Genomic DNA, 20644 nt, shown 5'->3' on the forward strand with positions numbered 1-20644 from the left:
TTAGGCCGCGATCTCGAAATCGCGTTCATGGTGAGCAATGATCCGGATGCGGTGCGGGCCGGCGAGCCGCGTGGGATCGGCGATATCGTCCGCGTGGATATCGAGAAGGTCGGGTAGCATCGCGGCGGCTTTTTCGACGAGTGCTTCGAGCGTGGCGGCGTCGGCAGCGAAACCAGGGATATCGCCGTCTACCGAATACCAGACGCTGGCTTCGGGGTCGTAGTCTGCACGGATCGTCCAGTGCGCCATGTCCAACCTCGTCTTTCCGCGGATTGCTGGGGTTGGTGTACGCGGGAATGCGGTTTGGCGCCACAGGCGCGGTGTTGCCGGGTCGGATGCGGACTGCACCCAACGTTGCTGCTCTCCTGCGAACGCAGGAGTCCAGGATCACACATGCCGCGTTCCGTAACCCTGGGCTCCTGCGTTCGCAGGAGAACAAGAGGGGGTTCAGCTAGCCTTGGTTGTGCGCTTGTACTGGAGTATCCAGCCTACGAGGCCGCCGGGGACGCCGCCCACTAGGGAGAACAGCGCGTAGAAGGTGATCGCTATCTTCTGAGGTTCTTCGCCGACACCGCGGGGTTCGATGCCGAAGACGTAGATCGCGGTCAGGATCGCGACGACCGCCGGCCATAGGAAGCCGGCGATCATCGGTTGGAAGCGCGTCAGGAGCCCCACCGCGACGGGCGCCAGGAACCCGACCGCGATGATGGCCCAGGTCATCAGTATACCCGCTTCTTGGGCTTGATGTAGTCGATGTCGTCGGTGAGCGTGTAGTCGTGGACCGGGCGGAAATCGATCTTGGTCTCGCCGCCCTTGCCGCCCCAGCCGTTGAAGGTGGTGATGGTGTGCTTCATCCAGTTCGCGTCGTCGCGCTCGGGGAAATCCTCGTGCATGTGTGCGCCGCGCGACTCGGTGCGGTTGGCTGCCGAGTTCATCGTCACGACCGCCTGGCCGATCAGATTGTCGAGCTCCATCGTCTCGACCAGATCGGTGTTCCAGATCATGCTGCGATCCTTCACGCCGACGTCGGTCATCCGGTTGTAGATCCCGGCCATCTTCTCGACGCCCTGGTTCAGCAGCTCGGTGTCGCGGAACACCGCGCAATGCTTCTGCATCGTCTGCTGCATGTCGAGACGGATCTGCGCGGTCGGCGACCCGCCGCTCGCGTTGCGGAAATGGTCGAGACGCGTCAGCGCGAGGTCTTCCGAACCCTTGGGCAGCGGCGCGTGTGCAGTACCGGGCTTCAGCGTGTCCTTGATCCGCAGGCCGGTCGCGCGGCCGAACACCACGAGATCGATCAGGCTGTTCGAGCCGAGGCGGTTGGCGCCGTGGACCGACACGCACGCAGCCTCGCCGACCGCGAACAGGCCGGGGACGACCGCGTCGGGGTTGCCGTCGACGAGGTTGACGACTTCGCCGTGGAAGTTGGTCGGAATGCCGCCCATATTGTAGTGCACGGTCGGCGTGACGGGCAGCGGCTGGCGCGTGAGATCGACGCCGGCGAAGACTTTCCCGGTCTCGGTGATGCCCGGAAGGCGCTCGGCAAGCACCTTGGGATCGATGTGATCGAGGTGGAGGAAGATGTGGTCGCCGTTCTTGCCGACGCCGCGGCCTTCGCGCATTTCGAGCGCCATCGAGCGGCTGACGACGTCGCGCGAGGCGAGGTCCTTCGCCGACGGGGCATAGCGCTCCATGAAGCGCTCGCCCTCGGAGTTGGTCAGGTAGCCGCCCTCACCGCGTGCGCCCTCGGTGATGAGCACGCCCGCGCCGTAGATGCCGGTCGGATGGAACTGGACGAACTCCATGTCCTGGAGCGGCAGGCCGGCGCGGAGCACCATCGCGTTGCCGTCGCCGGTGCAGGTGTGCGCCGAGGTCGCCGAGAAATACACGCGGCCGTAACCGCCGGTGGCGAGCACGGTCTGATGGCTGCGGAAGCGATGGATCGAGCCGTCTTCCATGCACAGCGCGATGACGCCGCGGCAGACGCCGTTTTCCATGATCAGGTCGAGCGCGAAATACTCGACGAAGAAGTCCGTGTTGTACTTCAGGCTCTGCTGGTACAGCGCGTGGAGCATCGCGTGGCCGGTGCGATCGGCGGCGGCGGCGGTGCGCTGGACCGGGGGGCCCTCGCCCATGTTCTGCATGTGGCCGCCGAACGGACGCTGATAGATCGTGCCGTTCTCGTTACGGCTGAACGGCATGCCGGCATGTTCGAGCTCGTAGACCGCCTGCGGGGCTTCGCGGCACAGATACTCGATCGCGTCCTGGTCGCCGAGCCAGTCGGAACCCTTGACGGTGTCGAACATGTGCCAGGTCCAGTGGTCCGGCGAGTTGTTGCCGAGCGACGCGGCGATGCCGCCTTGGGCTGCAACGGTATGCGAACGGGTCGGGAAAACCTTGGTGATGCACGCGGTCTTCAGGCCGCTCTCGGCGATGCCCATCGTCGCGCGCAGGCCGGAGCCGCCGGCACCGACGACGACCGCATCATAGGTATGATCGATGATCTTGTAGGCAGCTGACATTACGCGGGAGCTCCGGAGAAGGCGACCTTCAGGATCGCGAACAGGGCGATGCCGCCCAGCGTGAAGGTGAACAGGTTGAGGAGGATCATCGTCACGACACGGCTCTCGCCGTGCTGGTAATCCTCGATCACGACCTGCAGACCGAGACGGAAGTGATAGAACACCGACAGGATCAGCAACGCCATCGGCACCGCGACCCAGGCCGACTGTAGCCACAGGTGGACCGCGGCGTAGTCGTAGCCGGGCATCCGCGCGACCGAGATCATCAGCCACAGCATGAGGAACAGGTTCGCGCCCGCCGTCAGGCGCTGCTGCCACCAGTGGTGCGCGCCGTATTTCGCGCTGCCGAGGCCGCGGACGCGACCGATTGCCGTACCCGAACCCATTACTTGATCCCCATGTAGAGCCAGAACACGACCGTTAGCGCGACCGATGCGACCATCGTCGCGATCGCGCCCATCTTGTTCCGCTTCAGTTCGTAGCCCGCGCCGGTGTCGAGCACGAAGTGGCGGATGCCGGTCATCATGTGCTGGAACAGCGACAGCGTCAGCCCGACCGCGACGATATAGCCGAGGATATTGAGACGGCCGGTATCGGTCGTGAACACATCGACGAAGGTCGCATAGGCCTGATCGCCCGCGGCGATCGCGGCGAGCCACCAGACGAGCAGCAGGCTGCCGACGGTCGCCATCCCGCTGCCGGTCGCGCGGTGCAGGATCGAGACCAGCATGTGCGGGCCCCATTTATAGACCTGCAGATGGGGAGATAGCGGGCGTGCCGGGTTGCGCGATGCCAAGGGCGGAGTCCTCGAACCAGAAGATGACGAACCAAGAACAGCTTGGTCCAGAATATATAGATTGGGCGACCTATTAGCCACCGCGTGCTGCGATGCAACCCATCGCTCGGGTTCCGATAACCCAAGGCAATAGCTGGACACGTCCTGGCCACCCAGGAACGCGCACGCGAAACCGTCGCCGCTGTTGCCGGCCATCCCTAACCAGCTTTTAATCAATAGGCCTTAGCGCTCGACGGGCAAAACCCGTTTCCGGAGTCTACCGCCTTGACCACAGACATGCCGATGACCGGCGCGATCGCCGCCACCATCGACCTTCCGGTACGGTTGCGGGCGTTCGACTTCGACGGTTCGCTGACCGCCGCCAGCCGCGCGGTGTGGGACGCGATCGAACCCGAGATCGCGGCGGTGTCGAAGGCGTATTGGGAGCAGTGGCAGCGCTGTTTCTCCGAGGAACGGGTCTGGGCGGCGCACAAGACCGAGGAAATGATCGCGATCGGCTGCACGTTCCTGCGCAACCGCTTCCTCGACACCGCGGGTCGCGGCTGGGTCGAGTCGATCGAACGGTCGGTCGCAGCGGCCTACGCCGCCGACGTGTCGCCGATGGCGTTGTTGTCGATGATCAGCGCGAGCGATCGCGCCGCGCTGGACGTGCTGATGCGTCGGGTCGATCGCAGCAGCGAGACGTTGCCCGTATATATCGACACGCTCATGCGGCTGTCCGCGCTCGAGGGCGAGATCACCGTCGCGATCTATACCGCGTATCGCGCGCATTCGGCGCAGGACGCACGCGACAAGCTGGCCACCGAGTTCCGCGACGGGATCGCGGCGATGGTCGAGACCGCCACGCACGAGGGTCATACGTTGCGCGAACAGACGGTGCGCAGTTCGGCGTCGACCCGCGCGGTGCTGGGCAAGGCGAGCGAGGTCGCCGCCGCCGCCGAGCAATCCGCGGTGGCGATGCGCGAGGCGGCGCAGACTGCCGCCGGGCTCATCCGCGCGATCGAGGATGCGCGGACCGAAGTCGAGGCCGCAGCGGAGATCGCCAATCGCGCGTCGGTGCAGGCGGGCCAGGCGGTCGGCATGTCCGAGGCGCTGAGCGATCATGCCAAGTCGATCGAATCGATCCTCGGGCTGATCCGCGACATCGCCGGGCAGACCAACCTGCTCGCGCTGAACGCGACGATCGAGGCGGCGCGCGCAGGCGATGCCGGCCGCGGGTTCGCGGTGGTGGCGCAGGAGGTGAAGAGCCTCGCCAACCAGACCGCGCGCGCGACCGACGACATCGCCGCGAAGATCGCCGCGATTCAGTCGGCCACGCGGGGCACGGTCGAGACCAATGCCAGTATCAAGTCGACCGTCGCCGAAGTGCAGGAGAGCGCCGACCGTATCCGCTACGCGATGGAGGCGCAGGCGCAGACCGTGACCGCGATCACCGCCGCGGTCGACGAGACGGCGCTGGCGGCGGATTCGATGTCGACCACGATCGCGACGATCCGGGAAGACACCGAAACCGTCGCGCGCGAGATCGACAGCGTGGGACGCGGTTTCGACGTGCTCGACGGACGGCTCGGCCATCTCAAGAACAGCGCGGGCGATTTCGTGGCCAAGGTCGCTGCATAGGAACCCCGATGACTGCAACACCCGCCAGCGCGTCGCCCCGCCCCCTACTTCCCGCGGCCTGGGACAGCGACATCCGATCGCTGCGCGACCGCGTGCGCGACTATGACTGGGACGGGCTGATCGCGCCGACCTGCGCGACCCTGACCGCGTTGCTGGACGAGGACGACCATCGCCGGATCGCCGAGACGTTCTGGCAGCGTTATCTGTCGCTGGAGGCGGTGAGCCACGTCGTGGCGTATTTCACGCCCGAGCGACTGGCGCGCCGTATCACGGCGAGTGCCGAGTATGCGCGGCTGAAATACCAGTCGCCCTATGACGAGGCCTGGAAGGCAATCGCGATCGGCCATGCCGACGATTCGCGCAAATCGGGCATTCCCCTGCCCGCTCTGCTGTCGTCGCTGGCGTTCGCGCACAGCGTGACGCTGAGCCTGGTGGCGGACCGGATGGGCACCGATACCGCGCAGATGCAGAGGCTGGGCGATATCGTCCAGCGCCTCGCGCTGATCGAGGCGGATCTGATGGCGTCGCACCTTGGCGCCACCGACGCCGCACAGGCGCGTGGCGAGCGCGGCGCACGGGCGGCGAATTTTTCGCGAGTCGATCGCCGCGTCGATCGAGGATACCGCAGCCCTTGGCGCGCGCATCCGGATCCAGGCGGAAGGCGCATCGTCGTCGACCCGCAGCGTTTTGGGCAAGGCGAGCGAGGTCGCCGCCGCCGCCGAGCAATCCGCGGTCGCGATGCGCGAAGCCGCGCAGGTCGCCGCCGGCCTGATCCGCGCGATCGAGGACGCGCGCGTCGAGGTCGAGTCCGCCGCGCGGATCGCCGACCGTGCTTCGGTCCAGGCCGATCTCGCGGTTGGGACCTCGGACGCGCTGAGCGAGCATGCCAAATCGATCGATTCGATCCTGGGATTGATCCGGAACATCGCCGGGCAGACCAATCTGCTGGCGCTGAACGCGACGATCGAGGCGGCGCGGGCGGGCGACGCCGGGCGCGGCTTCGCGGTCGTCGCGCAGGAGGTCAAATCGCTCGCGAGCCAGACCGCGCGCGCAACCGACGACATCGCCGCGAAGATCGCCGCGATCCAGGCGGCGACGCGCGCGACCGTCGAGACCAACGCGATCATCAAGTCGACGGTCGCCGACGTGCAGGAGTCCGCCGGCCGCATCCGCTACGCGATGGAAGCGCAGGCGCAGACCGTGTGCGCAATCACCGCCGCGGTCGACGAAACCGCGCTGGCGGCGGATTCGATGTCGACCACGATCGCCGCGATCCGCGAGGACACCGAGAGCGTGGCTACCGAGATCGACGGACTTGGGCGGCAGTTCGGCGAGGTCGACGACAAGCTGGGCGAGCTGCGCGGCGCGGCGGACGGGTTCTCAGCTAGCGTGGCTTGAGGGCGGCGTCCTTCTATCTAGGGGCACGATCGCAGAATTTTTCGCGCAGAGGCGCAGAGGACGCAGAGACCTACGCGGAACCGCAGGTTCTCAAAATCGCAGTATTGCCGCGCCGTCGCCGCGATGTGTACGCACTCTGCGTCCTCCGCGCCTCTGCGCGAACCCATTTCTCACTTGGCCTCAGGTGACGGCATCAGCCTGCGGCGCTAGAGCGCGGGGATGACCATTCTTCTTACCGGCTCCAGTCGCGGTATCGGCGCGGCGATTCAGGCGGCACTGACCGACGCTGGCGCTTCCGTTATCGGGCATGGGACCGCCAGCGGTATTCCGGCCGATTTTAGTGATCCTGACGGGCCGACTGCGTTGTGGAACGCGGCACTGGAGCAAGCTGGCGGTACGATCGATGTGCTGATCAACAATGCCGGGGTGTTCGAGGCGGCAGCGCTCGCCGATGACGACTGGACCGCGCAGTGGGAGCGGACGATGCGGATCAACCTGACCGCGTCGGCGGAGCTGTGTCGGTTGGCGGTGCTGCATTGGCAGGCTCGGGGTGTCGGCGGGCGGATCGTCAATATCGCGAGTCGGGCTGCGTATCGCGGGGATTCGCCGGCGCATTGGCATTATGCCGCGTCGAAGGCGGGGATGGTGGCGATGACCAAGACGATCGCCCGGGGATATGCTCGGGAGGGCATCCTCGCCTTCGCGGTGTGCCCGGGGTTCACGATGACCGGGATGGCGGAGGATTATCTGTCGAGCCGGGGCGGCGATGCGCTGCTGGCGGATATTCCGCTCGGGCGGGTCGCGGCGCCTGACGAGATCGCGGCGGCGGCGAAGTTTCTTGCGCTGGAGGCGCCGGCTTCGATGACGGGGTCGGTGATCGACGTGAACGGGGCGAGCTATGTCCGATAGTTGGAAGCTCACCCTGCCCTGCACGCGGGCGGAGGCGGAGGCGATCGATGCGAGCGACGATCTGACGATCGACGCCGTGTTGATGACGACCGAGGAGATCGAGGATGACGTCGAGTCGTGGCGGCTCGATGCATATTTCGAGCATGAGCCGGCAGCCGACACGGTCGCGGCGGTGCGCGCGCTGGTGCCGAGTGCGGTGGGGGCCGAGATCGCGGTCGAGCGGTTGGGCGATGCAGACTGGGTTACGATGAGCCAGGCCGGCCTGGAGCCTTTGTCGGTCGGGCGGTTCTTCGTGCACACGGGTGCGCATGCGGGCGCGGTGCCGGCGGACAAGCGGGCGTTCCTGATCGAGGCTAGCCGGGCGTTCGGGACGGGGCATCACGAGACGACCAGCGGGTGTCTGGCTATGCTCGACGGGTTGGCGGATGCGTCGTTTGCGAACGTGATCGATATCGGGACGGGGACCGGGTTGCTGGCGTTCGCGGCGGCGCACCTTTGGCCTGAGGCCAAGGTGATGGGGACGGATATCGATCCGGTCTCGATCGATGTTACGGCTGAGAATGCGGCGCTTAACGGGGTCGAGGGGATCGATCTCGTTGTGGCGGACGGTACGCTGGACGATGCGATCGTGGTTCGCGCGCCGTATGATCTGGTGATCGCGAATATTCTGGCGGGGCCGCTGGTGTCGATGGCGCCGGAGATTGCTTCGATTTCGGATGTGGGGGCGACGATCGTTCTTGCCGGGTTGCTGGAGACGCAGCGGGCTGGGGTTGTCGCGGCGTATGAGGCTTGCGGGTGTTCGCTCGAGGCGGTCGATCGGCGGGGGGATTGGAGTGTGCTTCGGCTTAAGGCCGGGCCGGAGAGGTTTGTGGCGGAGGGGCCGTTCGATCCGAAGGGGCGCGATGGGTGGGCGTTGGATATCTGAGCGCTGCGGATATTTGAGTAACTGCCCTCCCCCCAGAAGGGTGTTCCCCCGCGAAGGCGGGGGTCCAGTCTGGGCCCCCGCCTTCGCGGGGGAACAAGTTGGTGAGGGCGGCCCTCACCTCACTTCCGGCACCACCCCGGCGGAGGCCGGGGCCCAATTGGAATGGCGGTGCGGCTCTATTTCCGAGGTTCGCCCAATTGGGCCCCGGCCTTCGCCGGGGTGGTGCTTCTGTTTTATGCGCTGAGTTTCGCATTCGCGTAGTCCTGCGTGCCCTCGGTGATCACCACATCGCCCGGCTCGATCCGCGCGACCGGGATATCCGGGAGTGCCTTCAGTTCTTCGTACAACGGCGCGAAGTCCGTCTCGACCGTCAACCGCAGCAACTCCTCGAAGCTCGGGATGACGAAGTAGTTCTGCTGGAAATCGTCGATCCGGTACTCGGTGCGCATCACGCGGGCGAGATCGAGCGCGATGCGGTTGGGGCTCGGATCGTCGAGCGCGAACCGCGTTTCCGCGTAGCTGGAGACGATGCCGGAGCCGTAGATGCGCAGGCCTTCGGGTTCCGCGATCAAGCCGAACTCGACCGTGTACCAGTAGAGCCGGCCGAGATACTTCAGCGCGTCGAGCCCCAGCGCGCGCTGGCCGCCGCGGCCGTAGGCGGCGAGGTAGTCGGCGAAGACCGGGTCGGCGAGCATGGGCACGTGGCCGAACACGTCGTGGAAGACGTCGGGTTCCTGGAGATAATCGAGCTGGTCGGGGCGGCGGATGAAGTTGCCGGCCACGAACCGGCGATTGGCCATGTGGTCGAAGAACACGTCGTCGGGGACGAGCCCCGGCACCGCGACGACCGACCAGCCGGTGAGCTTGGTCAGGCGCTCGGACAGTTCCTCGAAATCGGGGATGCCCGGCTTCGAGAGCTTCAGCACGTCGAGCCCACGCAGCCACGCGTTCGACGCGCGGCCGGGGAGCAGTTTCGACTGGCGCGCGAACAGCGTGTCCCAGGTCGCGTGATCCTCGGCGGTATAGGCCGCCCAGTTCTGCGGGATCGTCCAGTCGGGCGCGCCTTCGGGCGGGGTGCTCAGTACGTGTGTGTCATTGGCCATGCGGCTGGTCTAGCATGACGGAATGAAGACGGAAACGCGTTGGGTTAAGTGGATTTTATGGGCGATCGCCGCAGTCGTCGGCGTGGTTGCGAGCTATGCGGTGGCGGGGTTGGTCGGTGGCTCGATCCCGAGCAATCGCGACTGGCGAGCGCCTGCCGAGGGCGTGCATATCTTCGTCGAGAGCAACGGCGTGCATACCGGGATCATTGTGCCGAAGGTCGCCGCCGGGGTGGACTGGCGCGGGGTGGCTCGGGCGGGGGATCTGCGTGATCCGCGGTATGGCGCATTCGATCATGTGGCGTTCGGGTGGGGGGAGAAGACGTTTTATCTGGAGACGCCGACCTGGGCTGACGTGAAACTGCGAACCGTGGTCGGCGCGGCGTTCGGCAGCACGCGGACGTTGATGCATGTCGATCATCTGCCGAGGCCGCGTGCGGGGGACGGGGCTCGGGAGATCGTAGTCACGCCCGCGCAGTATCGGCGGTTGGCGGCGTATATCCGGGCTAGCTTTCGCGACGGGGGTGCGCGGTATCGGGGGTATGCTGGGTATGATGCGTTTTACGAGGCTAACGGTCGGTATAGCGGGGTGCGGACGTGTAATTCGTGGACGGGGGATGCGCTTCGGTTTGCGGGGGTTCGGATTGGGTGGTGGACGCCGTTTCCGGTTACCGTGATGGGGTGGTTTTGAGCCAAGCTTGTTCTCCCGCGAAGGCGGGAGTCCAGACTGGGCTCCCGCCTTCGCGGGAGAACAAAAAAAGAGCCACCACCCCGGCGGAGGCCGGGGTCCAGTTGGGGGACGTTGCTGACTGTGCGCAGCGCTACGTTACTTCTGTTTCCCAACTGGGCCCCGGCCTTCGCCGGGGTGGTAGAAGGGAGGTCAGTTTCCTGCGCGGTAGCCCTGGTATTGGCCGCATTCCGAGCGTTGTGGGTCGCGCTTGCAGCGCTTCGCGAGTTCCTTGCGCTGCTTGCCTTCTTCTGCCTCCTGTTTGCGCATCTTCTTGCCGTAGTTGCGGTCCGATTCTTCCTGGCTGGTGGTGGTCCAATCGACCGCCTTGCCGGCGACCTGGAACGGTGCCTTCACGATCGAGGTTGCGGTGCTGATGCAGCCACTTACGAGGAACGGCAGGACCGCGAGTACGGGAAGAACCTTACGCATTTACTTTACTCCTGCACGCGCAGTTCCCTGGGCTCGGTCGCGCGCTTGGGTTCCGTATAGCGGAAAGTCGGTGAAGAAACCGTCGATACCTTGTGCAAGCCCGGCGTCGATCTCCGCGGCGATGTCGCCGTGCGCGGCTGGGTCGGTGCCGCGGCGGAAGCGCGTCGGTTCGAAATAGTTCTCCGCGCGGTAGGTCCAGGGGTGGACGCGTAGACCCGCCGCGTGCGCGTCCGCGACCAGCGCCGTCGGCGTCGCGTCGGTCCAGAGCATGCTCTTGTTCGGGCCGATGCCGTAGGCGTAGGCCGCGACCGCCTTCAGGCCTTCGGGCGTGATCATCGCCTTGTAGCTCGGCTGTGCGCCGTCGGCAGGACCGCCCTCCCCGTCCATGAGCTGGATCAGGCGGACCTTCGTCATCTTGTGGAGACGCTGGAGATTGGCGACCTCGAACGACTGGATGAAGACCGGCGCCTTGGCCGAATCCCAGCCGGCCTCGCGCAGTTCGGCGACCAGCTTCGCGTCGGTCGGGTGGCCGATCTTGGCGAAATAGGTCGGATGCTTGGTCTCGGGATAGATGCCGATCGTCCGGCCCGTCTCGGTCGTGCGGCGTTTGGCGAGCGCGATGATCTCGGCGAGCGTGGGGATCTGGAACTGGCCGTCATAGGCGGTGTTCGCGGGGCGGAGCTTGGGCAGGCGTTCCTTCGCGCGCAGCGTCTTCAGTTCGGCGAGCGTGAAGTCCTCGACGAACCAGCCGGTCATCGTCTGGCCGTCGATCGTCTTGGTGGTTTTCAGGCCTGCGAACTCGGGATGGTCGGCGACGTTGGTCGTCTCCGCGATGTCGTTCTCGTGGCGCGCAACGAGCACGTCGTCCTTCGTCGGCACCAGATCGGGCTCGATGAAGTCCGCGCCCTGGTCGATCGCGAGCGAGTAGGCCGCCAGCGTATGCTCGGGGCGGAGACCGCTCGCACCACGGTGCGCGATCACGATCGGGGGCGACAATCGGGGAGAAGCTGGCGTCATCGCAACAGCTTGCCCGCTCGCCGCCGCCAGTGCCAGCGCAACTATGTATGAGAGCCTGTCGCAATAGGAAACGATTGGTCGCATCGGCGTTGAGTCCTCGAAATCCGTACATTCCCGGCACATTCAACCAGGGGCACCGCCATGCATTTCACGATCAATGGTCAATCATATGACGCCGAGCCCGATATTCGCACGTCGGTGCTCGACCTGTGCCGCGAGCATCTCGGGCTGACGGGCTCGAAGAAGGGCTGCGATCATGGCCAGTGCGGCGCGTGCACGGTGCTGATCAACGGGCGCCGCGTCAATTCCTGCCTGACGCTCGCGGTGATGCACCAGGACGACGAGATCACGACGATCGAGGGCATCGGCCAGCCGGGCAACCTGCACGCGTTGCAGGACGCGTTCGTGCGGCATGACGGCTATCAGTGCGGCTATTGCACGCCGGGGCAGATCTGTTCGGCGGTCGGCATGCTCGACGAGGTCAAGAAGGGCTGGGCCAGCCATGCGTCGGGCGACCTGACCGATCCGAAGTTCGACGATGCCGAGATTTCCGAGCGGATGAGCGGCAATCTGTGCCGTTGCGCCGCGTACCCGAACATCGTCGATGCGATCCGCGAAGTCGGTGGTGCCGAGCCCGCTGGCCGGACTGCGGACGAGAAGGACGCCGCGATGGAAGCCAACGCGCGCGGGGAGCTGGTGGCATGAAGACCTTCACGTACGAGAAGCCCGCGACGCCTGAGGCTGCGGTCAAGGATATCGATACCGATGGTGCGAAGTTCATCGCAGGCGGCACCAACCTGCTCGACCTGATGAAGTTGCAGGTCGAGACGCCGGACAAGCTGGTCGACATCTCGCGGCTCGATCTCGCGAAGATCGAGGAGCGCGAGGATGGCGGGCTGACGATCGGTGCGCTGGTGCCGAACAGTGATCTCGCCGCTGATCGCCGCGTCGTCGCCAAGTACGAGGTGCTGAGCCGCGCGTTGCTGGCGGGTGCCTCGGGCCAGTTGCGCAACAAGGCGTCGACCGGGGGCAATCTGCTCCAGCGGACGCGATGCTATTATTTCTACGACACCGCCGCAGCGTGCAACAAGCGCGAGCCGGGCAGCGGCTGTTCGGCGATCGGCGGCTTCAACCGCATCCTTGCCGTGCTGGGAACGAGCGAGCATTGCATCGCGACGCATCCGAGCGACATGGCGGTGGCGATGCGTGCGCTCGACGTGACGATCGTGACGTTGAAGGCGGATGGCGATCGTCGGCGGATCTCGATCCACGACTTCTATCGCCTGCCGGGCGACACGCCGCAGATCGAGAACGCGCTCGAAGCGGGTGAACTGATCACGCACATCGAGCTGCCCGCGCCGGTCAAGGGCAAGCAGGAATATCGCAAGGTCCGCGATCGTGCGTCCTATGCCTTCGCGCTCGTCTCGGTGGCGGCGATCGTCGACGTGCAGGACGGCGTGATCGCGTCGGCCTCGCTCGCGTTCGGCGGGCTCGGGCCGATGCCGTGGCGCAATCCGGCGGTCGAGGCGGCCCTGGTCGGCAAGGCGCCGTCCGATGCCGTGTTCGAGGCGGCGGCGACCGCGCTGCTGGCCGACGCCAAGGGCTATGGCTCGAACGACTTCAAGATCCCCCTCGCCCGTCGCACGCTGATCGCGACGCTGCGCAACGTCACGGGAGCATAAGCATGTTTGGTCTTGGCACTACGAATAGCCTGACGATGGACAAGCCGCATCCGGACAGTCTTCTGGATACGGGCGTCCAGGGTGTCATCGGCAAGCCGCTCGACCGGATCGACGGCCCGCTGAAGGTCACCGGGACGGCGACATATGCCGCGGAATACCAGTTCGCGAACATGGCGTATGGCGTGCTGGTCGGGACGAAGATCTCGGCGGGCAAGGTCGTCTCGATCGACGTTGATGCGGTGAAGGCGATCCCCGGCGTGATCGACGTCGTCACCGATTTCGACCAGTTCATCCGGGTCTCGGCGCAGGGCGGCGCGACCGATGCACCGACGCAGGGCGTGAAGGACATCGCGTTCTTCGGCCAGATCGTTGCGATCGTGCTCGCCGAGAGCTTCGAGGTCGCGCGCGATGCGGCGGCTCGCCTGCCAATCGAATATGACGAGGCCGAGGGTCAGTACGACTTCGCCGCGCACCGCGACGAGACGCGGACGCCGCCGGACGACGCGACGCCAGCGCACTTCAAGCAGGGCGACGTCGACAAGGCGATGGCCGAGGCGGCGGTGACGATCGATTCGACCTATGTGACGCCGAGCCAGAACTCGGCGGCGATGGAGCCGCATGCCTCGACCGCGGTGTGGGAAGAGGACGGCTCGCTGTCGCTGTACGGCGCGTACCAGATGCCGACGTCGGATGCGCAGCAACTGGCGAAGTCGCTCGGCGTGTCCGAGAAGAAGGTGCGGATCATCGCGCGTTATATCGGCGGCGGGTTCGGCTCGAAGCTCGGCATCGCCCCCGAGAGCGTCGCGGCGGCGATCGCGGCGAAGCAGCTTGGTCGCCCGGTCAAGGCGGTGATGTCGCGGCCGCAGGTGTTCGAGGCGACGGTGCGGCGCTCGAATACCGAGCAGCGAGTGCGTTTGGCGGCGGATGCGGACGGCAAGCTGTCGGCGATCGGTCACGAGACGCTGACGTCGAACCAGTCGACCGAGGATTATTTCGAGCCCGCGGGGATCGGCACGCACATGCTGTATGGCGGTGAGAACCGGCTGATCACGCATGAGGTGGTCGATCTGAACTTCGTGCTGTCGGGCTCGATGCGTGCGCCGGGCGAGGCTGTCGGGATGCTGGCGCTCGAAGGCGCGATGGACGAGCTGGCCGAGAAGCTCCAGATGGATCCGATCGAGCTGCGCAAGCGCAACGATCCGAAGATCGACCCCGAGAAGGACGTGCCCTATTCTTCGCGCAACCTGACGCGTGCGCTCGACGAGGGTGCGAAGAAGTTCGGCTGGGACAAGCGCCAGAAGGCCGGGACGCGCCGCGAGGGCGAGTGGCTGATCGGCATGGGCGTCGCCTCGGCGGTGCGCGGCAACATGATGATGGAATCGTCCGCCAAGGTCGAGATCCACCCGGATGGCTCGGCGACGGTGTCGTCGGCGATGACCGATATCGGCACCGGCAGCTACACGATCCTGGCGCAGATCGCGTCGGAGATTCTCGGCATTCCGGTCGAGAACATCACGATGTCCTTGGGTGATACCAACGATCCCCCCGCGGCTGGTTCGGGTGGATCCTGGGGTGCGACCTCGTCGGGGACCGCCGTGTATCTCGCGTGCGAGATGCTGCGCGGGAAGCTGGCCAAGGCGGCTGGCGTCGATGAGGACAGCCTGACGCTCAAGGACGGCAAGGCGATCGGCGACAACCGCTCCACGCCGATCGGCGAACTGGTCGGCAAGGGTCTCGAGGCTACCGGGCACATCAAGCCGGGCAAGCAGGAGAAGGAGACGACGCAGGCCGGGTTCGGCGCGCATTTCGCCGAGGTCGCGGTCAACGTGGTCACCGGCGAGACGCGGGTGCGGCGGATGCTCGGGTCGTTCGCGGCGGGGCGCGTGCTCAACGCGAAGACCGCGCGGTCGCAGTGCCTCGGCGGGATGACGTTCGGGATCGGCACCGCGCTGACCGAGGACCTCGTCCACGACACGCGGACCGGCAAGCTGGTGAACCACGATCTGGCGGAATATCACGTGCCGGCGAATGCGGACATTCCGCAGATGGACGTGCACTTCGTCGACGAGCGCGATATCCATGCGAACCCGATCCACGCGAAGGGGATCGGCGAGCTGGGGATTTCGGGCGCTGGTGCTGCGGTGGCGAACGCGGTGTATAATGCGACCGGAATCCGGGTGCGCGAGTTCCCGATCACGCTCGACAAGCTGCTGGATCAGTTGCCGGCTGTTTGAGGGCGAGGCTGAGTAAAGCTTAGCTCCTGTAACAGTTACCCCCCCGGCGGAGGCCGGGACCCAATTGGGAAGGCTTTGATAACGGAGAATTGTTCTCCGTTACTCTCGTTCCCCAATTGGGCCCCGGCCTTCGCCGGGGTGGTATTTGGGGGATGCGTGGCGCCCTCGTCAAACGACCCCACCCTACCCATATCCTTCCCTCCACCCGAGGACCGCAGAATGAACGAACACGTGATGGATGCGGCGTTTCGGCCGGGTGGTCTCGACCGCGCGAAGCAGGGCGTTCTCGGGCTTGGGCTCGACCGGATCGAGGGGCCGGCGAAGGTCACCGGTGTGGCTGACTATGCGTATGAGGGCACGCCCGATGGCATCGCCTACGCCGCGATCGTCGGTACGCCGGTCGGTAGTGGGCGCATTCTCGGCATCGACGTGAGCGCCGCCGAGGCGTTGCCCGGCGTGATCGCTATCATCCACGACGACCCGCGCATGCCGGCTGGCGAGTCCAATTCGCGCGCGATGCCGCTGTTCGATACCGACGTCATCCTTCACCTTGGCCAGCCGGTCGCGATCGTCGTCGCGGAGGACCAGGCGATCGCGCGCGATGCCGCCGCGCTGGTCGTGGTCCGCACCGAGGCGGGCGAGGATCGGTTCGACGTCGAGGCACAGCCGGTCGACACCGCGCCGAAAATCGGCTTCCTGCCGCCGATCGACAATGGCGATCTCGACGCGGTGATGGCGGACGCGGCGGTGACGTTCGACCGGACCTACACGACCCCCGTGCATTTCCCCGCCGCGCTGGAGCCGCATGCGACCACCGCGTGGTGGGACGGCGACAAGCTCACCGTGCGGTCGAGCAACCAGGTGATCGGCGGCGCGCGCAAGACGATCGCGAAGGCGCTGAAGATCGATGCGGACAAGGTGCGCGTGCTCGCGCCGTATGTCGGCGGCGGGTTCGGGGGCAAGACCGGCGTGGGTCCCGAGGCGATCCTCGCGGCGATCGCGGCGGAGGTCGTCGGGCGGCCGGTGAAGGTCGCGCTGCCCCGCCGCCAGACTGCGTATATGGTCCACCACCGCTCGCACACGACGCAGCGGATCCGGATCGCCGCCGACGCGAACGGCGTGATCCTCGGCATGGGGCATGAGAGTGTCGTCGCGCAGAACGACGATGGCGAGTTTTTGGAGCCGGTGCCGTTCGGGACGCTGCCGCTGTACCGGGGCGATGCGCGGCGGTTCAAGACCGACTTGGTGCGCGTCGACCTGCCCGCGAGCGGTGCGGTGCGCGCGCCGGGCGAGGCTGTGGGCACGTTCGGGGTCGAGTGCGCGATGGACGAACTGGCCGAGCAGCTCGGGATCGATCCGATCGAACTGCGGCGGCGCAACGAGCCCGAGACCGATCCGGTGAGCGGCAAGCTGTTCTCCACGCGGCGGATGCTCGATTGCTATACGCAAGGTGCCGAGCGGTTCGGCTGGCCGGATACGGTGCCCGCGCCGGGGTCGGTGCGCGAGGGCGAGTGGCTGGTCGGGATCGGCATGGCGGCGAGCCTGCGCGGCAACTTCACCGTCGAGGCGCAGGCGCGCGTACGGCTGGAGGCGGATGGCCGCGCGACGGTCGAGTGCGACATGACCGACATTGGTACTGGGACGTACACCATCCTCGCGCAGACCGCGGGCGAGATGCTCGGGCTGCCGGTCGCCGAGGTGAACGTGCGGCTCGGCGATACCGATTTCCCCCCGAGCGCGGGGTCGGGCGGATCGTTCGGCGCTGGCAGCGCGTGTTCGGCGGTGGTGCTGGCGTGCGAGGATATCCTTGGCGAGCTGGCGCTCAGGATGAATGCGGCGCCGGAGGATCTGAGCCTGCACGATGGCTGCGTGAGTGCTGGCGGGCGATCGGTGAAGCTGGCCGATCTCGTCCGCGGCGAACCGATCGTGGCGATGGGCAAGACCGGGCCGGGTGCCGAGAGCAAGCGCACCAGCCAGGCGAGCCACGGCGCGCACTTCGTCGAGGTCGCGGTCAATGCGGTGACGGGCGAGACGCGCGTGCGGCGGATGCTGGGCGTGTTCGATGTCGGGCGCGTGCTCAACCGCAAGACCGCGACGAGCCAGATCACCGGCGGGATGGCGTGGGGGATCGCCTATGCGCTGAGCGAGGAGGGCATCGTCGACACGCGCACGGGGGCGTTCGTGAACCCCGATTTCGGCGAATATCATGTCGCGGTGAATGCCGACATTCCGCAGCTCGAGGTGCATTTCATCGAGGAGATCGACGACTCCGCGAACCCGGTGGGGGCGAAGGGCGTTGGGGAGCTTGGCATCTCTGGCGCGGGGGCTGCGGTGGCGAATGCTATCTACAACGCGACGGGGGTGAGGGTTCGGGACTTTCCGGTGACGCTCGACAAGCTGCTCGAAGGGTTGCCCGCCATCTGATCCTCCCCGGCACGGGGAGGGGGACCGCGCCCCTTGGCGTGGTGGAGGGGGCGAACCCAAGCGTAACGTCTGCGGCTGGCCCCCTCCACCAGCTGCGCTGGTCCCCCTCCCCGCGTGCGGGGAGGATTAGAAAGAGAACGAGACATGGCCGAAAACGATAGCGTGCTCGCTGCTGCGAAAACCTGGAAGGGCGAGAAGATGGCGATCGCTACGGTCGTCTCGACCTGGGGATCCGCACCGCGGCCCAAGGGGAGCCATATGCTCGTCCACGCCGATGGCCGGTTCGAGGGATCCGTCTCCGGCGGGTGCGTCGAGAGCGACATCCTCGCCACCGCCGCCGAGGTGATCGCGGGCGCGCCGTTCCAGGTGCGCAACTACGGCGTCGCGGATGCGGCGGCGTGGGAAGTCGGGCTGCCGTGCGGCGGCGAGATCGCGGTGATGGTGCAGCCGGTTTCGGCCGAGGGGTTCGATCCCGAACTGTTCGACCGGATCGCCGATGCGCGCGACCAGGGCGACGCGTTGACGGTGACGACCGATCTCGCGACCGGGCACAGCGATGCGCGGCCGTTGGAAACGGGCGAGGTGTTCGTCAACCGCTACGATCCGCCGCGTCGGCTGCTGATCGTCGGCGCGGTGCAGATCGCGCAGGCCTTGGCGGGGCTCGCGCGCGAACTCGGAATCGAGACTATCGTGATCGATCCGCGCGCGCGCTTCCTGACCGAGGAGCGGTTTCCGGGCGTGACGCTCGACGATCGCTGGCCCGACGAGGCGATCGCCGCGCTTCGTCCCGGCCCCTCGACCGCGGTCGTGACGCTGAGCCACGACATCAAGATCGACGACCCCGCGTTGATCGCGGCACTCGCGTCCGATGCCGCCTATGTCGGTGCGCTCGGCAGCCGCAAGAGCCACGCCGCGCGGCGCGAGCGGCTTGCCTCGGAGGGCGTTACGGCGGAGAACATCGATCGGATCGATGCGCCGGTCGGGCTCGACATCGGTGCGATCGGCCCCTCGGAGATTGCGCTGTCGGTCGCGGCGGCGATGATAGGAGCGTTCAATGATCGCCGCTGAAAACGTCTTCCTCATCCTCCTCGCGGCCGGGCGCTCGGAGCGGTTCGGCATTCCCAACAAGCTGGAGGTGCCGTTCCTTAACAAGCCTTTGGGCATGCACGTCGTCACCGCGTTCGAGAACATCCCGTTCAAGCGCCGGCTGGTGGTCACCGACGGCTGCAAGCTCGACTTCATCAGCCATCATTTCGAGGTGGTGCATAACGACGATCCGTCGTCGGGCATGTCGCAGTCGGTGAAGCTCGGCGTGCAGTGCGCCAAGGACGAGGGTGCGGAGGCGGTGCTGATCGCGCTGGCGGACATGCCGCGCGTGACCGCGGCGCATATCTACCGGATGCTGGATGCCGCCGACAGCGCGGACGCGGTGGTCGCGTCGAGCGATGGCGAGAAGCCGAGCCCCCCTGCCCTGTTCGGGCGCGAGCGGTTCGATTTCCTGCTGACGCTGGACGGCGATGCGGGTGCGCGCGATCTGGTGAAGGCGGGGCGGCACGTCGTGACCGCGCCCGCCGAGTTGATCGACATCGATACGCCCGAGGATCTGGACCGGCTGCAGGCGCTGGTCCGCGATCCCAAGGCGGCGATCACTCGTGCCTTAACGCGTCGATAGGGTTCATCGCCGCCGCGCGTCGCGCCGGGAAATAGCCGAAGACGACGCCGATCACCGCGGAGATCGCGAACGCGAAGATGTTGATCTCGGGCACGAACAGCCACTGAACCTTGATCAGCGGCGCGATGATCGCGATCGCGGCCTGCGCGACGATCAGCCCGATGACGCCGCCGAGACACGACAGCGCGATCGCCTCGACGAGGAACTGCAACAGCACCTCGCGCGCGACTGCGCCGATGGCCAAGCGGATGCCGATCTCGCGCGTGCGCTCGGTCACCGACACCAGCATGATGTTCATGATGCCGATCCCGCCGACCACCAGGCTGATCCCGGCAACCGCCGCGACGATCCCGGTGAGCAAGGTGGTGGTGCCGGTGAGCGTGTCCGAAATCTGCTTGGTATCGAAGATGTTGAAATTGTTGTCCTGTCCCGCGGCGAGATGGCGGCGTTCGCGCAGCAGGTCGGTCAGCGACGCCTGGACCTGTTGCGTGTCGTAGCCCTGGTCGACGCCGACGAGGATCGCCGCGACGTTCTGGTTGCCGGTGAAGCGGCGCTGGACGGTCTTGATCGGCATGACCACGACATCGTCCTGGTCGCCGCCGAACCCCGCCTGCCCGCGCGTGCTGAGCGTACCGATCACGTCGCACGAGATGTCGTTGAGGCGGATACGCTGGCCGATCGGATCGGCGCCGCGGAACAGGTTCTGGATGACGGTGTTGCCGAGGATGCAGACCGCCTTGCCCGCGGCTTCCTCCTGGCCGGTGAACACGCGACCGCCGGCGAGCGGCCAGGGCTGGACCTCGAAATAGGCGCCGGTGGTGCCGTTGATCGAGGTCGTCCAGTTGGCGCCGTTGTAGATCGCGGTGGCACTCCGCTGTTCGGTCGGCGCGACCGCAGTGACGCCGGCGATCTGCCGCGCGATCGGGTCGATGTCGTCCATCTTGAGCGGCGGCGGCGGCGGCCCGCCCCCCCCGCGGCCAAAGCCCTGGCCGGGACGGATCTGGAGGATGTTGGTGCCGAGCGACGAGATCGACTGCTGGACGGCGGCGGTGGTCGCCTTGCCGAGCGTGACCATCGTGACGACCGCGCCGACGCCGATGACGATGCCGAGGATGGTGAGAAACGACCGCAGCATGTGCCGGCGGATCGAGCGGAGCGCGAGGACGAGCGTGGTACCGAACATGAT

19 protein-coding genes and 1 pseudogene are annotated in these 20644 nt (G+C 66.5%); 11 read left to right on the top strand and 9 right to left on the bottom strand.

Translation table 11 applies throughout. The annotated features are described in order from the left end of the window. The 5 genes from C8J44_RS05225 to sdhC all read right to left on the bottom strand — a co-directional run bounded on the left by C8J44_RS05225 (position 1) and on the right by sdhC (position 3318). Positions 1-249: a DUF1902 domain-containing protein gene (locus C8J44_RS05225; protein WP_121903550.1), complete on the bottom strand. Its 249-nt coding sequence runs from the start codon at positions 247-249 to the stop codon at positions 1-3. 198 nt (positions 250-447) lie between these two features. Next, positions 448-720 carry a hypothetical protein gene (locus C8J44_RS05230; protein WP_121903551.1) on the bottom strand — a complete coding sequence of 91 codons (273 nt, stop codon included), beginning with the start codon at positions 718-720 and terminating at the stop codon, positions 448-450. Further along, on the bottom strand, positions 720-2522 hold the full coding sequence (sdhA, locus tag C8J44_RS05235) for a succinate dehydrogenase flavoprotein subunit (RefSeq protein WP_121903552.1): 1803 nt from the start codon (positions 2520-2522) through the stop codon (positions 720-722). The genes C8J44_RS05230 and sdhA overlap by 1 nt, the downstream gene beginning before the upstream one ends. Beyond that, positions 2522-2908 (bottom strand): succinate dehydrogenase, hydrophobic membrane anchor protein, encoded by a 387-nt coding sequence (gene sdhD / locus C8J44_RS05240; RefSeq protein ID WP_121903553.1) that lies wholly within the window; start codon positions 2906-2908, stop codon positions 2522-2524. The genes sdhA and sdhD overlap by 1 nt, the downstream gene beginning before the upstream one ends. Beyond that, complete coding sequence (sdhC, locus tag C8J44_RS05245) at positions 2908-3318, bottom strand: succinate dehydrogenase, cytochrome b556 subunit (protein ID WP_056047433.1); 411 nt, start codon at positions 3316-3318, stop codon at positions 2908-2910. The genes sdhD and sdhC overlap by 1 nt, the downstream gene beginning before the upstream one ends. A 276-nt stretch (positions 3319-3594) precedes the next feature. Between sdhC and C8J44_RS05250 the strand changes: the two genes are divergently transcribed. The 4 genes and pseudogenes from C8J44_RS05250 to C8J44_RS05265 all read left to right on the top strand — a co-directional run bounded on the left by C8J44_RS05250 (position 3595) and on the right by C8J44_RS05265 (position 8170). Then, positions 3595-4938 (top strand): methyl-accepting chemotaxis protein, encoded by a 1344-nt coding sequence (locus tag C8J44_RS05250; RefSeq protein WP_056047430.1) that lies wholly within the window; start codon positions 3595-3597, stop codon positions 4936-4938. A gap of 8 nt (positions 4939-4946) precedes the next feature. Continuing rightward, positions 4947-6336 (top strand): annotated as a pseudogene (locus tag C8J44_RS18695) (methyl-accepting chemotaxis protein). Positions 6337-6555: 219 nt separating this feature from the next. Then, a complete protein-coding gene (locus C8J44_RS05260; protein WP_121903554.1) occupies positions 6556-7245 on the top strand; it encodes an SDR family NAD(P)-dependent oxidoreductase in 690 nt (229 codons plus the stop codon). Then, a complete protein-coding gene (locus tag C8J44_RS05265; protein WP_121903555.1) occupies positions 7235-8170 on the top strand; it encodes a 50S ribosomal protein L11 methyltransferase in 936 nt (311 codons plus the stop codon). The genes C8J44_RS05260 and C8J44_RS05265 overlap by 11 nt, the downstream gene beginning before the upstream one ends. Before the next feature lie 233 nt (positions 8171-8403). On the opposite strand, the gene phhA is transcribed toward C8J44_RS05265, so the two are convergent. Beyond that, positions 8404-9273, bottom strand: a complete 870-nt coding sequence (gene phhA, locus C8J44_RS05270; protein WP_121903556.1) for a phenylalanine 4-monooxygenase — start codon at positions 9271-9273, stop codon at positions 8404-8406. A 22-nt stretch (positions 9274-9295) separates the two neighbouring features. Between phhA and C8J44_RS05275 the strand changes: the two genes are divergently transcribed. After that, a complete protein-coding gene (locus tag C8J44_RS05275; RefSeq protein ID WP_121903557.1) occupies positions 9296-9961 on the top strand; it encodes a TIGR02117 family protein in 666 nt (221 codons plus the stop codon). A gap of 189 nt (positions 9962-10150) precedes the next feature. Here the strand turns inward: C8J44_RS05275 and C8J44_RS05280 are convergent, their stop codons facing one another. Continuing rightward, positions 10151-10429 carry a hypothetical protein gene (locus C8J44_RS05280; RefSeq protein ID WP_056060708.1) on the bottom strand — a complete coding sequence of 93 codons (279 nt, stop codon included), beginning with the start codon at positions 10427-10429 and terminating at the stop codon, positions 10151-10153. Beyond that, positions 10430-11446, bottom strand: a complete 1017-nt coding sequence (locus tag C8J44_RS05285) for a glycerophosphodiester phosphodiesterase (protein ID WP_121903558.1) — start codon at positions 11444-11446, stop codon at positions 10430-10432. A 141-nt stretch (positions 11447-11587) separates the two neighbouring features. Here C8J44_RS05285 and C8J44_RS05290 point away from each other — a divergent pair, with 141 nt between their 5' ends. The 6 genes from C8J44_RS05290 to C8J44_RS05315 all read left to right on the top strand — a co-directional run bounded on the left by C8J44_RS05290 (position 11588) and on the right by C8J44_RS05315 (position 19458). Beyond that, positions 11588-12151: a 2Fe-2S iron-sulfur cluster-binding protein gene (locus tag C8J44_RS05290; protein ID WP_082441359.1), complete on the top strand. Its 564-nt coding sequence runs from the start codon at positions 11588-11590 to the stop codon at positions 12149-12151. Next, positions 12148-13128 carry a xanthine dehydrogenase family protein subunit M gene (locus C8J44_RS05295; protein WP_121903559.1) on the top strand — a complete coding sequence of 327 codons (981 nt, stop codon included), beginning with the start codon at positions 12148-12150 and terminating at the stop codon, positions 13126-13128. Before C8J44_RS05290 ends, C8J44_RS05295 begins: the two co-directional genes overlap by 4 nt. A 35-nt stretch (positions 13129-13163) precedes the next feature. Continuing rightward, positions 13164-15362 carry a xanthine dehydrogenase family protein molybdopterin-binding subunit gene (locus C8J44_RS05300; protein ID WP_259466716.1) on the top strand — a complete coding sequence of 733 codons (2199 nt, stop codon included), beginning with the start codon at positions 13164-13166 and terminating at the stop codon, positions 15360-15362. Positions 15363-15581: 219 nt separating this feature from the next. Next, positions 15582-17786, top strand: coding sequence for a xanthine dehydrogenase family protein molybdopterin-binding subunit (locus C8J44_RS05305; protein WP_121903561.1), 2205 nt, complete (start codon positions 15582-15584; stop codon positions 17784-17786). A gap of 144 nt (positions 17787-17930) precedes the next feature. After that, positions 17931-18854 carry an XdhC family protein gene (locus C8J44_RS05310; RefSeq protein ID WP_093396751.1) on the top strand — a complete coding sequence of 308 codons (924 nt, stop codon included), beginning with the start codon at positions 17931-17933 and terminating at the stop codon, positions 18852-18854. Next, entirely contained in the window at positions 18841-19458 is a 618-nt protein-coding gene (locus C8J44_RS05315; protein ID WP_093396750.1) for a nucleotidyltransferase family protein, read from the top strand. The genes C8J44_RS05310 and C8J44_RS05315 overlap by 14 nt, the downstream gene beginning before the upstream one ends. Here C8J44_RS05315 and C8J44_RS05320 read toward each other — a convergent pair. Continuing rightward, positions 19433-20641, bottom strand: coding sequence for an ABC transporter permease (locus C8J44_RS05320; RefSeq protein ID WP_121903562.1), 1209 nt, complete (start codon positions 20639-20641; stop codon positions 19433-19435). The genes C8J44_RS05315 and C8J44_RS05320 overlap by 26 nt on opposite strands. Positions 20642-20644: the final 3 nt, after the last annotated feature.

This window comes from Sphingomonas sp. PP-CE-3A-406 (genome assembly GCF_003688625.1).
Taxonomy (GTDB): Bacteria; Pseudomonadota; Alphaproteobacteria; order Sphingomonadales; family Sphingomonadaceae; genus Sphingomonas.